This is a genomic window from Kribbella sp. CA-294648 (assembly GCF_050943845.1).
Classification (GTDB): Bacteria; Actinomycetota; Actinomycetes; order Propionibacteriales; family Kribbellaceae; genus Kribbella.
The window spans coordinates 256511-269166 of sequence record NZ_CP191981.1; the positions used below are offsets into that span (position 1 = coordinate 256511).

A 12656-nucleotide genomic window follows, 5' to 3' on the forward strand; every position below is an offset into this window, starting at 1 on the left:
CGGTGCCGGAGAGCGGGCTGCCGCCGGACGGGCGCCCTGCTCTCCGGCGCTGTGTGGGTAGTGAGCTGGACCTGGCCGAGTTCGGCCGCAGCTACTGGGGTTCTCGCGCACTGCTGTCGCACGGCGGAGACTACGGCGACCTGTTCAGCCTGCAGGCCGCCGACGAACTCCTGTCCCGCCGCGGCCTCCGTACTCCGTTCCTGCGCCTGGCCAAGAACGGAACGGTTGTCGGCGACAGCCAGTTCACCGGGCCGGCCGGAGTCGGTGCGGAGATCGGCGACCAGGTACGCGACGACAAGGTGGCTGCGCTCTTCGCGAGCGGGCACACCGTAGTACTGCAGGCTCTTCATCGCACGTGGCCCGCGCTGGTCGACTTCGCTACTCAGCTGTCGTCGGATGCTGGGCATCCCGTGCAGATCAACGCTTACATCACTCCGGCGGAGTCGCAGGGGTTCTCCGCGCACTACGACGTTCACGACGTCTTCGTGCTGCAGGTGGCGGGCGAGAAGCACTGGACCGTGCACGAACCGGTGCATGTGGACCCGCTCCGCAACCAGCCTTGGACCGATCACTCGGAGGCGGTCGCGGCAGCAGCCCGTGACCGCGCCCCGGTGATCGACGACGTACTGCGCCCTGGCGACGCGCTCTACGTACCCCGGGGCTTCCTGCACTCGGCGAAGGCGCTCGGTGGAGTCAGTGCTCACTTGACGGTCGGCCTGCACACCATGACGCGCTACCTCCTCGTCCAGGAGCTCGCCGCGTTGGCAGCCGACGAACCGTCTTTGCGTACTGCGCTTCCGCTCGGCTTCGACCCTGGCGACCCGGCTCAGCTCTCTCTGGTGTTGGACGAGGTGGCGTCGCTGCTGATCAAGAAGATCGAGCAGACCACCCCGGATGACTTGGCCCCCCGCCTCCGCCGCCGGACCTGGTCCGGCAATCGCCCGGCGCCACTCGCGCCTCTGGCGCACGCGGCCGCAATCGCATCCCTCTCGGCGGAGACCATCGTGCACCTGCGCGCGGGCCTGCGCTTCCAGCTGGTCGACGGTAATCCGGTTCGCCTCCTCCTCCCGGACCGCACAATCTCCTTGCCAGCGGCAACTTATCCGGCCCTGAGCTCTTTGACCGACGGCGCCTCCACTCGGGTGGGTGACCTCCCCGGCTTGGACGCCTCCGACCAACTGGTCCTGACGCGCCGCCTCCTGACCGAAGCAGTCCTGACCACCGAACCCCAGTGACCGCTCCTGATCCGTCGGAAGGCCAACCGGCCGGGCCAGTCCGGCGATGCGCCCCCGCCGCCGAGCGCCGAGGCGATCCCTTATACGCAACAGCCCCACCAGCCCAACGCTGGCTCCTAATAGAAACCCCCGCCCCCTGGCCCCGCCAAGCCCTAACCGCCCTCACCGACGCAGTTTCCGCCGGTGGTGTTTCGAGTTTGGCTGGTGAGGTTGCTCGGAGGTGTGCGTCAGCGGGCATCCGGCCGGTACTCATCAAGCGTCACGGCCGGCAGGGCCGGAGTACCGACCGGTGCTGGGCTCTCGTCGACAGCCGGCCCGGACAGGAGTCGATCCGCTGGGGCAACCTCCCTGCCGACGACCACCTCTTGAACGTCCTGGACGGCACCGACCCCGGCACCCCCAGCACCGAACCGATCTACCTCGTCTGCACCCACGGCCGCCACGACGCCTGCTGCGCCATCCAAGGCCGACCAGCCGCAGCAGCCCTCACCGCCGCCTACCCCGACAGAACTTGGGAATGCAGCCACATAGGCGGCGACCGCTTCGCCGCCAACCTCGTCTTCCTTCCCCACAGCCTCTTCTACGGCCACGTCCCCACCGCAGAAGCAGTCACCCTCGCAACCCGCTACAACGAAGGCTTCGTAGTACCGAAGTACCTCCGCGGCTCAGGCGCCCACCCGTCTCCGGTACAAGCCGCCCAACACTTCGCCCGCGAAGCAGGCGCCTCCCTAGCCGTCGACGCCCTACAGCCAACCCACCTCAGCCGCCCCACCCCCACCACCTGGCAGATCCACCTGACGTCCGACGCCACCACCTACGAGGTAGCCCTCGCCACCACAACAGCCACCATCAACGCCCGCATGACCTGCAACACCCGCCCGCCAGGCCACCAAACCACCTACACCCTCACCGCCCTCAAGCACCACCGAGCCTGACCCCCGCGCCACCACGCCTGACCAGCGCCACCGCGCCCTGACCAGCGCGACCGAGCCTGACCCCGGCGCCACCAGACCCCGGTGCCACCGCGCCTGAACCCGCGCCGCCGCGCCTGACCCCGCCCTACCGCGCCTGACCCCGGCGCCACCGGGCCTGACCCCGCGTCAGCGCCCCGCCTCAGCAGCCGCCGCCTCGACTCAAGCGACGGCGTAGTCGCCGAGGGCGGGTTCGAGGAGGGCGAAGGCCTGGGTGGCTTCGGGGGCGATGGTTTGCGCGATGTCGTCGTTGGATCGGCCGGCCAGGGTGAGGAGCTGGATCCGGTGGAACAAGGTGCGGTGGACGGCGCCGAGCAGAGCAGCGGCCGTCTGGACGGTGATGTCATCAGCACTCTCGCCAGTGCTTTCGGCGAGCGTTGCGGCCAACGCCTGCTCGCGACGGTCGTGCAAACCGCGAAGACAGACGGTGAGCGTGGGGCTGTCGGCGATCATCCGGGTGAAATCGTGCCCCGCGAAGCCGGCGACCGGGTTCTGGGTCGCGATCGCGGTTTCGAAGTCGCGGCGTAGCGCGGCGAGAGCGGAATCGCCAGGACGCCGTGTCGCCACCGCGTCCGCCAGGGAGGCGACGAACGCGTCCTGGTGGTCGAGGGCAAGGTCCTCCTTCCGGGCGAAGTAGTTGGTGACGGTCTTCTTCGCGACGCGCGCCGCAGCGGCGATCTCGGCGATGGTGGTCTGTTCGAAGCCTTGGGCGATGAACAGCCGGGTCGCCTGGTCGGAGATCAGCTGGCGCGTCTCCTGCTTCTTGAGCTCCCGCAGGCCGGTTGGGGCGTGGGTGGTGTCCATGGAAGAAAATCTTACACCCGTCGTAAAAGTATGTTGACAGCATCTTAGGTTCGAGCTAAAGTTACGCTCGTCGTAAAGTTAGCCCGAAAGGAAGTAGTGGATGCGAAACCCAGACCTCGGCACCTCTCAGTCCGGTGCGTTCCCGCGCAAGCGCCGCGACCAGTGGCCTCCGGCCACCCGCACAGTGCGTTTCCCGGTCACCAGCACCCGCGTCACCACCCGGCGCGACATCCCGCGCCGCGGCGTCCGCTGACCGCGGTCCCGTCCTCAGCCGAGTCTCTTGGAAGGAATCCTGTGAAGATCAACGCCTCCACCATCTCCCTGACCATCGACGACGTCGCGGCATCGCGCGAGTTCTTCGTCAACCACCTCGGCTACCAGGAACGCGCCGCGGCCGAGGGCTTCGCGTCCCTCACCCGCGACGACGCGGTCGACATCGTCCTGCTGCAGCGCGGCATCGAGGTCCTACCACCCGAGCAGCGCGACCAGCGCGCGGCCGGCCTGATCCTCGCCTTCACCGTCGACACCCTCGACGCAGAGGACAAGCGACTGCGCGACGAAGGCGTCCCCATCACCATGCCGCTACGCGAAGAACCCTGGGGCGAACGCCTCTTCCAAATCACCGACCCCAACGGCATCATCATCCAATTCGTCGAATGGACCACCCCCAACTAACCCCCACCCCCAACTAACCCTCCGCGTCGCCCACCTGGCCGCGCGGCGACGACCCGACGCCGCGCGCCCACGGTGCCCTCGGCCACCCTCCGGGCCAACGGCTTCTCGCAGAGCACGTGCAGCCCGCGCTCCAGCCGCGCCGACCCACCCCAGCCACGCCGCTCCATCCCGGCCGCGGCGACCCGCTCCATCCCGGCCGCGGCGACCCACCCCAGCCGTGGCGGCCCCCCAGCCGCTCGCCTGACCCAGCCGCGCCGACCCACCCCAGGGCCGGCGCGGCTGTCGTCGTGCGCACTGATGCCCGCCAAGGTTGACCTGACCGCTATCGCGGAACGGGTTCGGACCATCCAGTCGGTGGCGGACGCGCAGGTGACCTGGCCGACATCACCCCGGCCGCTCCGGCACCGACGGCAAGGCGATGTGCGAAGCCGAGTCCGGCGCGACCGTCGGGGGCCTGCCCGGAGCCCTCGACCATCCAGCCCGGCGACCGTCGGCGGTCTGCACGGAGCCGTCGACCATCCAGCCCATCACCCTCGAACACCCAGCCCATCAATCCCGGACCCTCCGCCAAACCTCCGCGCTCACGCCCGCACCGCGACGCCACCTTTGATGGCCTGGACGTCCGCCCCTACCGTGACCACATGGGGCTGCGTATCGGTGCACTGGTCGTCGACGCTCGAGATCCCGGCCGCCTGGCGAGGTTCTGGGCCGAGGCGCTCGACTGGGTGATCAGCCAGGCCGAAGATCCTGAGTGGATCGTCGAGCCGCCGGCCGGAAGTCGTGAAGACTGCGTGGTGCCCGACCTGTTGTTCATCAAGGTGCCCGAGCACAAGACGATCAAGAACCGCCTCCATCTCGACCTACGCCCCGAGGACCAGGCAACAGAGGTCGCCCGACTGGAAGCACTAGGAGCCACCCGCGTCGACGTCGGCCAAGGCGACACCCAACCCTGGATCGTGATGGCCGATCCGGAAGGCAACGAGTTCTGCGTCCAGAACGCCCACCCACCCCAGATCCGCGCCCAATGGCTAAAGGCCTATGAGTCCCACCAACCAGCTCCACCCGACCCCGGAACACCCGAACAGTCCCCGACCTAACCCGTACGGCGATCCCGCGGCGATGTCACGGTCGGAAGAGAAGCCGCAGTCGGCAAGAGATGCCGCGGTCGGGAAGAGATGCCGCGGTCGGCAAGAGATGCCGCGGTCGGCAAGAGATGCCGCGGTCGGGAAGAGACGCGCGGTCGGGAAGAACAGTCGGCAGCGTGCAGCGCGCCGATCGTCCGGCGTCCGCGACCTACGGCAGCGCGTGCGACTAGTAAGTCCGCGCCCGGAAAGCAGAGCTGCCTCCGCGCTTGCGCCGGCAAAGCGCATCCGGCAGCCACTCCTGCGCCGTACGCCGTCTACCGGGGGCTTCCCCCGCAGACGGCGCACACCGTCGAGCGCTGCTCGCACTGCTTGCACCGCTCGCGCTGCTTGCACGGGGTCCGGCTGGCCGCTCGCACCGGTCCGCCGGGTTCGCCTGAACCGGTCCGCCGGGTTCGGGGCGCCGCTCTGCCGCTTGCGCTCGCACCGGTCCGCCGCGTCCGCTCGCACCGGTCCGCCGGGGCCCGCCTGCACCCGTCCGCCGCGCTCGGGGCGCCGCTCTGCCGCGTCCGGCTCGCACCGGCCCGCCGGGTTCGCCTGAACCCGTCCGCCGGGTTCGCCGCACCGCTCTGCTGCGTCTGCTCCTGCTGGTCTGCCGTATCCGCCAGGTCCAAAAACCGAACTCGGCCACCACGCTCGCCATGCGTCACACAACGGATCTCTCCCGCATCGGTTGCAGGGCTTGTCTGCGCCGGCTGTGGGTTAGGTCGGGTCAGGGAGTTGGGTGTCGGTTTGGTGGGCGCCGTAGTACTTGGACTGGCGGGACATGATGTCGCGCATGGGGGTGGCGCGGGGTACGCCGTAGACGGTGGTGGGGAAGTTGAGGGTTTGCTGGATTTCCCAGAGTTCTTCGTGGCGGTCGGGGGAGAAGAGTTGGGCGGGGTCGCCGACTGCGATCCAGCCGATCGGGAGGACGGTGCCTGGTTCGAGGCGGGAGTTGACCTGGAGCACGCTGTTGATGCGCAGTTCCGCGCCGGTGCCGGCGCGCGAACCTGGGAACAACGCGGCGCCCGTGGCGATGAAGACCTCAGCTTCGACCGTGGCGCCGTTCACGTGGGCGTGCGGACCGACCAAGACCGCATCACCGATCATCGCGGGGTGATCCGCCCGGCCGCGGACCAGGGCGTTCTCCATCACCACGCTGTTCTCTCCGAGGTGGACCTCACCGTCTTCCGCAGTCAGTACTGCGCCATGCAGCACCCGGCTGCCTTCGCCGAGAACGACGGCTCCACACAGCACGGCTGATGGCGCGACGTACGCAGACTCCGGCACGACCGGTCTCCGGCCACGGTGTTCCAGCAACATCAGTGAATCCTCTCGTCGGGCATCACCTCGGGTTCCTCTCGCAGTTGTACTAGGCAGTGGGCGGGTACTCCACAGCCCGGGCCCTCACTGCCCGGGCGGCCATCGCCTGGGGCCGGCTGTCCACGTCGGTGGTGGGAGGTTCAGCCGGCTGAGGCGAAGGTTCTGGGTGGGAGTGAACTCCGCGAGCTACGAGAAGGACATTAGAACACCTGTTCGAAGAGCGCAAGAAAGCCTGACCCGTCAGCGTGGCGCACTTCAACGACCCTCAGGTACGACGGGTCGCCGCGTCGGGAAGGACCCGCTCGAGCATGATGATGCTCGCTGCGGCAACCAGCGCCAGTACCGACAAAGCGACCCACGGGAGCTCCTGCCGCACTTCGAAGAGCTGCGCGAAGAAGGCCGGCACCAGCACACTCGCGAAGGTGAACGAGTACTGCCAGTACGACAGATACTTCCCCCGCCCATTGTCCGGCGCCACCGCGGCTGCGAGCGCGTTCCCAGTAGCGGCATGCAGGACGTCGGCCCCAGCAAACACCACAGTCGCCAGCACCAACCCGGGCACAACCAGCACGGCCGGTACATGGAGCAGCCCCGCCATGAGCACACCCCACAAGGCCCACAGCACACCGGCAAGCACCAGCACCTGTGTACGCCGCCGCTGCTCGGTATGCCGCACCACCAGCGTCTGACCGGTCGCGAGCACCACGGACGTCGCCGCCAGCAGTACGCCGACTATCCACTTCGGTGCGTCCGGCAGTGCTTCGGTCACGTAGACCGGCAGCCCCACCCCCAGCATCATCGTGCACAGTGCCAGGACGGTGTTCACCGCGATCAGCACGAGGAACGCCTTGTCCTTCCGCAGTAGCGGCGCCGGCCCGGTGTCCTGGATGGCAGCCGCCTGCGCCTCATGCCTGGCCCGCAACCGGAGCAGCAGCAGACCCGCGGCGAAGAAGGTCACCGCGTTCACCGCCATGCCGACCAGGAACGGCCCGTTGCCGCCGAGGCTCAGCAGCACACCCGCCGCCAGCGCACCCAGCCCGAACCCGGCCGCCTGCATCATCCCGCCGAGGCCGAACCAGCGATCCCGGTCGCCCGGATCCGCGACGTCCGACAGCAGGCTGAAGATCGCCGACCAGAACACTCGCTGCCCGGTCGTCGACACCAGAGCACAGAGGAACAGCAACCACAGCGACCGGCCGAAGAAGAACCCGGTGAAGGCGATGCCCTGCGCGAACTGCGCCCCGATCACCAGGTTCCTCGGGCCGACCCGGTCGATCACCAGCCCGACGGCCGCCGGTGCCGCGATGGAGAACATGGTCGCGACGGTCAGCATCAGCCCCGCAGTACCGAGGGGGATATCCGCGACCCGGACGAAGAAGAGCAGTACCAGCGGGCCGGCGCAGCCGCCGCCGAACGAATCGATCGCCAACGCGGCCATCAAAGGTGTCCGCCCACGCATGTTCGGCAGGCCGAGGGACGTTGCTGAAGGCATGAGATTTCCCCGGCTGCAGTTGGACAGTCAACCGTGAACACTAACAACCCGCGGTCGAGACGCTCCAATCTTTTAATGCCTACCTCTGCGGGGTTGCCGCCCGTACTACGACGTACCGCAACGGCCGCCACGCCCCAGCAGTCATGATCGCCATGCCGACGAAGGCGAAGGCAAACGGCGTCGTCAGCCCGAACCGCTGCGCCAGCGCTCCGCCGAGCAACGCCCCCAGCGCGGCACCCCCGATCGAGGCCAACGAGTACACGTTGTTCACCCTGCCCATCAGCGCGTCAGGTGTCGCGAGTTGCCGAGCCGTGGTCGACACGATGCCCCACACAACGGCATGTACTCCGAACACCGTCATGGTCACGACCACCACGACCGGGCTTCTGGTGACGGCCAGGATCAGGTGAATCGCCGTCTCCACCACCAGTCCCGCCCGAAGCAGCGTCAAACTTCCGAGTCGTGGTTCGAGCAGGTGGTAGACGGGCATCCCCGCGATCGCACCGACCGCACTGGCGGAGATCAACAGCCCGAACTGCGTCTCGCTCAACCCGAGTCGCTCCTTGGCGAACAGCACCCAGGTCGCGAACCCGGCCATGAAGGTGATGTTCATGACCAGGATCGTCCAAGCGAGCGTGCGCACACCGGCGTGGTTCCACAGCCACCGGACTCCTTCGCGGACATCGGCCCAGAGCGCAGTACGGGCTGCGTCTTGAGCAGCAGGTAACTGTGCGGAAACCCTGCTCATCAGTACTGCGGCTGCCGCGAACGTCACCGCATCCATGACCAGCGGAACCCCGGTGCCGACGGCAAACAACAAGGCACCGATCGGTGGTCCGACGAGTTGGTTGGCGGCGGTTCCAGTGGCATAGAGACGCGCATTAGCTTTACCGAGTTGCTCTTTCGGTACTGCGTTGACGAGCAGCGCACCAGATGCGCTGTCAGCCAGCGTTTCCGCAGTACCGAGAAGGAAGAGCGTCAGATAGACAGCCCACAACGGCGAAACGCCAACTAGTACTGCGATGCCGAGCGCGGCCAGCACGACCGCTCGGAAGGTGTCAGCGGCAACGACCACCAGTCGGCGATCGAGCCGGTCGACCAGTGCTCCACTGAGCAAGGCAAAGAGTAGCCATGGCAACTGTTGCACGAACGCGGCGATGCCGACGGCAAGTGGTTCATCGGTGATCGAGGCAACCAAAAGCGGGCCAGCGGCAAGCATCGCGCCATCGCCGAGATTGGAGATGGTCGAGGCCGGCCAGATCCGGCGGAAATCCTGCCCCAGTTCGGCGGGCAGGAGAAAGGTACGAAGGGATCGCATCGGAACTCCCAGAGGGCATGACGGCAGACTGGACTGGCGACGTCGCCCGACGCCGCCGGATCGCCCGGTCGGTCACCCCGCGTCAGCAGTAGCTCAGCGAGCCGACCGGACGGCACAAGCCATGTCCTCCGATGACCTGGACATCGCTCCCACCTCCCGTCTCCGTCAGCGAGTGGCACCTCCACTCACCCACCCCGCAGACCCTACCGACCGAACACACCCCCGCCCACCCCATTACTCCGGTCCCCCGATCCCCCCGCCACGCCGAAGGAGCGCTATCCTCGACCCTCGGCGACCACCCACGGGTGACCGCCTGGAGGGTTCGCATAGTGGCCGAGTGCGCTGGTCTTGAAAACCGGTATGGCGGGTGACCGTCATCGTGGGTTCGAATCCCACACCCTCCGCTCGAATCATGCGTCTGACCTGGGGAACGGTCGCCGCTCAAGCTTGGGTCAAGGTCTTTCGGGCTGCTCGTTCCTATCGTCGGGTCCTGCATCCGACGAAGTTCAAAGGGACGAGGGGCTTATTCGAGCTTGCGCGTGACGGGCGGCAGCGGGTTGAGGGCTGGGCTACTGGGGCGCAGGTGTTGGAGTTGCTCACCGCGATCCGGGACCTGGGGTGGCTGCGGTTTCTTGCCGAGGCGCGGGAGGTTGGCGAACTCGGCCGGTACTCCGGGCTGACGCCGGCCCGGTTGGGCGACGTACTGGCCGTTCTCGAGGAGCACGGGATCGTCGAGTACTCCGGCGACCGGGTTCGTCTGAGTGCGCAGTACGAGGCATTCGCCGCGGATGATGCGTGGATCGGGCTGGACGAGATCCTGGATCGATCCGCGGTGATGGCCAAGCTGGTCCGCACGGTTGTCGAGGATCCCGGGCCGTTGCCGCTGACCGAGGACGAGGCTCTCGTCATCGCGAGGGCATCGGGCGGTCGGGCCACCGACCACACCCGGGCGTTGTAGGAGCACACCTTCCTTCCCCAGTTGCCTGAGCTTGCCGAGCTGGTGAGCACGCAGCGATGGCTTGACGTGGGCTGTGGGGTGGGCGGTTCGAGTCTCACGCTGGCGACGCTGTTTCCGCAGATGAGGTCGGTGGCGGTCGAGCTCGTACCGAAGGTCGCCGCCGAGGCGGTACGCCGGGCCGAGGGGCATGGCGTGGCCGATCGCGTCGACATCCGGTGCATGGACATCCGCGATCTGAAGGAGGTCGACGAGTTCGGCGGCGCCTTCTGGGCTCAGCCGTTCTTCCCTGAGGAGACCCGGGCGGAAACGCTCGCCGTGATCCGACGGGCGATCAGGCCGGGCGGCCTGCTGTTCATGCAGGAGCACGAGCCCGAGCCCGCCCCGAGCGGCAGGTCCGCGTACGCCGTACGCCGGCTGGTCGCCAACGGTTGGAACGTGCCCTTCGGTCGGACCGCTGAGCAGCTGGTCGCCGAAGCCGAGGCGGCCGGCTTCGACCCTGTCCGCATCGCGGCCACCGAGGTCGGCCGCTACGCGATCCTTCGCCGCCCGACCCAGATCGGCCGCGACGCGATTCTTCGCCCCCCGACCGGGCTCGAGGCTTAGCTCAACTCTTCGGCAAGGGAGACGATGATGCCCTGCGGGCCGCGGAGGTAGCAGAGACGGTGGCTGTCTCCGTACTTTTCCACGGTGCCGATGAGTTCGCCGCCCATTGGTTGGAGCCGGGCCACCGTGTCGTCGATGTCGTCGACGGTGAACATGACGCGCCGCAGGCCGAGGGTGTTCGCCGGCGCGCTCGGCTCGGCGGTGCCGGCCAGCGGGCTGCGGAACTTCGTCAGTTCGATCGCGCCCTGGCCGTCCGGGGTGCGCAGGTAGGCGACGTCGACCCGGACGTCGTCCAGGCCGACGATGCCGTCGATCCACGCGCCCTCGGCCGGTCCTTCACCCAGCAGCTCCATCCCGAGCTCGACGAAGAACTCGGTGGCCGCCGTGAGGTCCTCGACGACGATGCCGACGTGGTCCATGCGCTTGATGGTCATGCTCTGTCTCCCGGTTCAGGACGGCCTCGGTAGCCGCTTCTGCCCTTGGGACGGAGCCGCGTCGCCGTTCTCGACATCCTCTCCGCTGACGGGTTCAGGTCAGATGATGGCGGTGTAAATCTTGGTACTGGCCTGGCTGCCGATGAACGGGTTGTTGACGGCCCACAGCACGCCCTCTCCAAGCAGCTCAACCGATTCTGGGGGTGGTGGCGTTTAGGGTCGGTGGCATGGTGGATTCTGCATTTGTCGCGGCAACCCGGGATTCCTATGACGCACTGGCTGCCGAGCATGCGGATGTGGTGGCCTCCGGGCTCGACGACCGGCCTTTGGATCGTGCGTTGTTCGCCACCTTCGCCGAGCTGGTGCGGGCCGGGGGCAACGACTTGGTCGCGGATGTCGGCTGTGGACCGGGGCGGGTGACGATTCTGCTGTCCCGGCTCGGACTGGATGCCTTCGGCATCGACCTGTCGCCCGGCATGCTGGAGGTTGCGCGACGCACCTATCCGCAGTTGCGGTTCGAAGAGGGGTCGATGCTGGCGCTGGACCTGCCGGACGCCTCGCTCGGTGGGCTTCTCGCCTACTACTCCATCATCCACATTCCGTGGGAGCAGCGGGCTCAGGTGTTCGCCGAGTTCCACCGGGTGCTCGCGCCCGGCGGAGTACTGATGCTGGTCTTCCAGATCGGCGACGACCGAGGGCGTCGTACGGAGTTCCTCGGTACTGCGGTGGAGCTCGACTGGTACCGGCAGCAGCCGGATGAGGTTGCCGACTTGTTGCGGGAGGCGGGCTTCGAGATGTGGATGACGGCGGTGCGGGAGCGCGCCGATACGGAGAAGGTCTCGCAGGGCTACCTCCTCGTGCGGAAGCCAGCGGTCGTTTAACTCTTTGCGCTGCAGGGCGCGCGCTCCGTAGCGTGCGGGGATGACTGCGGATCCGTACGGCGATGAGCGGTTGGTCGGGTTGTACGACGGGGACAACGGGCCGGGGGACGATCACGACTACTTCCTGAGTCTTGCGAACGAGACCGAAGCCCGGAAGGTGGTCGACTTCGGGTGTGGGACCGGACTGCTGACTCGGGCGTTCGTGGAGTCCGGGCGGGTCGTGGTCGGGGTGGATCCGAGCGCGACGATGTTGGGATACGCGCGCCGGCAGCCGGGGGCCGAGGCGGTCACCTGGGTCGATGGCGATGCGAAGGCGGTCGAGGGCACGGGTGACGCCGACCTGGTGGTGAGCACCGGGAACACGATGATGCACATCAGCGACGACGACCTCCCGTGGGTCCTCGAAAAGCTCGCGGCGGCGCTGCGGCCCGGTGGAATCATCAGCTTCGAAAGCCGCAACCCGGCGGCGCGCGCCTGGGAGCAGTGGACCCGGGACCAGACGTACTACGAACGCGACACCCCCGCCGGTCACCTCCGCGAGTGGCTCGAGGTCACCGAGGTGGACAACGGACGCGTCGTCTTCGACGCCCACAACGTCTTCGAGGGCGGCTCCGACGCCATCGCCACCACCGTCCTCTACTTCCGCACAGGCGACGAGATCCGCGCGGCCCTGGAAGCAGCGGGCTTCGAGAACACAGAGGTGTACGCCGGCTGGCACCAGGAGCCGCTGACCGACGAGTCCCGCCTCCTCGTCTTCCGCGCGACGAAGAGCCGGGAGCGCAGCGGAACCTCCTACGCGGCGCACTAGCGACTGTCGAAAACGGGTACCGGCCTCCGA

General features: G+C 67.8%; 14 protein-coding genes and 1 tRNA gene. 10 read left to right on the plus strand and 5 right to left on the minus strand.

What is annotated here, in order from left to right:
* Positions 1 to 2: 2 nt before the first annotated feature.
* Both ACQPYM_RS01275 and ACQPYM_RS01280 read left to right on the plus strand, forming a co-directional pair.
* Positions 3 to 1235, plus strand: a complete 1233-nt coding sequence (locus ACQPYM_RS01275) for a cupin domain-containing protein (RefSeq protein WP_433013417.1) — start codon at positions 3 to 5, stop codon at positions 1233 to 1235.
* Positions 1232 to 2170 carry a sucrase ferredoxin gene (locus tag ACQPYM_RS01280; protein WP_433013420.1) on the plus strand — a complete coding sequence of 313 codons (939 nt, stop codon included), beginning with the start codon at positions 1232 to 1234 and terminating at the stop codon, positions 2168 to 2170. Before ACQPYM_RS01275 ends, ACQPYM_RS01280 begins: the two co-directional genes overlap by 4 nt.
* 198 nt (positions 2171 to 2368) lie before the next feature.
* Here ACQPYM_RS01280 and ACQPYM_RS01285 read toward each other — a convergent pair whose 3' ends face one another.
* The gene (locus tag ACQPYM_RS01285; protein ID WP_433013423.1) at positions 2369 to 3010 is read right to left on the minus strand and encodes a TetR/AcrR family transcriptional regulator; all 642 of its coding nucleotides are present in this window, start codon (positions 3008 to 3010) and stop codon (positions 2369 to 2371) included.
* A 100-nt stretch (positions 3011 to 3110) separates the two neighbouring features.
* On the opposite strand from ACQPYM_RS01285, the gene ACQPYM_RS01290 reads away from it, so the two are divergent.
* The 3 genes from ACQPYM_RS01290 to ACQPYM_RS01300 all read left to right on the plus strand — a co-directional run bounded on the left by ACQPYM_RS01290 (position 3111) and on the right by ACQPYM_RS01300 (position 4782).
* Entirely contained in the window at positions 3111 to 3263 is a 153-nt protein-coding gene (locus ACQPYM_RS01290; protein WP_433013426.1) for a hypothetical protein, read from the plus strand.
* Positions 3264 to 3304: 41 nt separating this feature from the next.
* Positions 3305 to 3685 (plus strand): VOC family protein, encoded by a 381-nt coding sequence (locus ACQPYM_RS01295; protein ID WP_433013429.1) that lies wholly within the window; start codon positions 3305 to 3307, stop codon positions 3683 to 3685.
* A 641-nt stretch (positions 3686 to 4326) separates the two neighbouring features.
* Positions 4327 to 4782, plus strand: a complete 456-nt coding sequence (locus tag ACQPYM_RS01300) for a VOC family protein (protein WP_433013432.1) — start codon at positions 4327 to 4329, stop codon at positions 4780 to 4782.
* 747 nt (positions 4783 to 5529) lie between these two features.
* Here the strand turns inward: ACQPYM_RS01300 and ACQPYM_RS01305 are convergent.
* From ACQPYM_RS01305 to ACQPYM_RS01315, 3 genes are all read right to left on the minus strand, one after another.
* Positions 5530 to 6099: a gamma carbonic anhydrase family protein gene (locus ACQPYM_RS01305; RefSeq protein ID WP_433013435.1), complete on the minus strand. Its 570-nt coding sequence runs from the start codon at positions 6097 to 6099 to the stop codon at positions 5530 to 5532.
* Between the two features lie 298 nt (positions 6100 to 6397).
* The gene (locus tag ACQPYM_RS01310; RefSeq protein ID WP_433013438.1) at positions 6398 to 7624 is read right to left on the minus strand and encodes an MFS transporter; all 1227 of its coding nucleotides are present in this window, start codon (positions 7622 to 7624) and stop codon (positions 6398 to 6400) included.
* Positions 7625 to 7703: 79 nt separating this feature from the next.
* Positions 7704 to 8942 (minus strand): MFS transporter, encoded by a 1239-nt coding sequence (locus tag ACQPYM_RS01315; protein ID WP_433013441.1) that lies wholly within the window; start codon positions 8940 to 8942, stop codon positions 7704 to 7706.
* Positions 8943 to 9257: 315 nt separating this feature from the next.
* Here ACQPYM_RS01315 and ACQPYM_RS01320 point away from each other — a divergent pair.
* The 3 genes from ACQPYM_RS01320 to ACQPYM_RS01330 all read left to right on the plus strand — a co-directional run bounded on the left by ACQPYM_RS01320 (position 9258) and on the right by ACQPYM_RS01330 (position 10503).
* A tRNA-Ser gene (locus tag ACQPYM_RS01320) sits at positions 9258 to 9346 on the plus strand.
* Positions 9347 to 9525: 179 nt separating this feature from the next.
* Positions 9526 to 9900 (plus strand): hypothetical protein, encoded by a 375-nt coding sequence (locus tag ACQPYM_RS01325; RefSeq protein ID WP_433013444.1) that lies wholly within the window; start codon positions 9526 to 9528, stop codon positions 9898 to 9900.
* Positions 9901 to 9921: 21 nt separating this feature from the next.
* The gene (locus ACQPYM_RS01330; protein ID WP_433013447.1) at positions 9922 to 10503 is read left to right on the plus strand and encodes an SAM-dependent methyltransferase; all 582 of its coding nucleotides are present in this window, start codon (positions 9922 to 9924) and stop codon (positions 10501 to 10503) included.
* Here ACQPYM_RS01330 and ACQPYM_RS01335 read toward each other — a convergent pair.
* Positions 10500 to 10937, minus strand: coding sequence for a VOC family protein (locus tag ACQPYM_RS01335; protein WP_433013450.1), 438 nt, complete (start codon positions 10935 to 10937; stop codon positions 10500 to 10502). The genes ACQPYM_RS01330 and ACQPYM_RS01335 overlap by 4 nt on opposite strands.
* A gap of 227 nt (positions 10938 to 11164) precedes the next feature.
* Here ACQPYM_RS01335 and ACQPYM_RS01340 point away from each other — a divergent pair, with 227 nt between their 5' ends.
* Both ACQPYM_RS01340 and ACQPYM_RS01345 read left to right on the plus strand, forming a co-directional pair.
* Positions 11165 to 11818: a class I SAM-dependent methyltransferase gene (locus ACQPYM_RS01340; protein ID WP_433013453.1), complete on the plus strand. Its 654-nt coding sequence runs from the start codon at positions 11165 to 11167 to the stop codon at positions 11816 to 11818.
* Positions 11819 to 11858: 40 nt separating this feature from the next.
* Positions 11859 to 12626, plus strand: a complete 768-nt coding sequence (locus ACQPYM_RS01345; RefSeq protein WP_433013456.1) for a class I SAM-dependent methyltransferase — start codon at positions 11859 to 11861, stop codon at positions 12624 to 12626.
* Positions 12627 to 12656 lie beyond the last annotated feature (30 nt).

Bases quoted from the DNA above. Each gene is read 5' to 3' on its own strand.
- ACQPYM_RS01285 (WP_433013423.1), bottom strand. From the start codon at position 3,010: ATGGACACCACCCACGCCCCAACCGGCCTGCGGGAGCTCAAGAAGCAG.
- ACQPYM_RS01290 (WP_433013426.1), top strand. From the start codon at position 3,111: ATGCGAAACCCAGACCTCGGCACCTCTCAGTCCGGTGCGTTCCCGCGC.
- ACQPYM_RS01300 (WP_433013432.1), top strand. From the start codon at position 4,327: ATGGGGCTGCGTATCGGTGCACTGGTCGTCGACGCTCGAGATCCCGGC.
- ACQPYM_RS01310 (WP_433013438.1), bottom strand. From the start codon at position 7,624: ATGCCTTCAGCAACGTCCCTCGGCCTGCCGAACATGCGTGGGCGGACA.
- ACQPYM_RS01315 (WP_433013441.1), bottom strand. From the start codon at position 8,942: ATGCGATCCCTTCGTACCTTTCTCCTGCCCGCCGAACTGGGGCAGGAT.
- ACQPYM_RS01335 (WP_433013450.1), bottom strand. From the start codon at position 10,937: ATGACCATCAAGCGCATGGACCACGTCGGCATCGTCGTCGAGGACCTC.
- ACQPYM_RS01340 (WP_433013453.1), top strand. From the start codon at position 11,165: ATGGTGGATTCTGCATTTGTCGCGGCAACCCGGGATTCCTATGACGCA.
- ACQPYM_RS01345 (WP_433013456.1), top strand. From the start codon at position 11,859: ATGACTGCGGATCCGTACGGCGATGAGCGGTTGGTCGGGTTGTACGAC.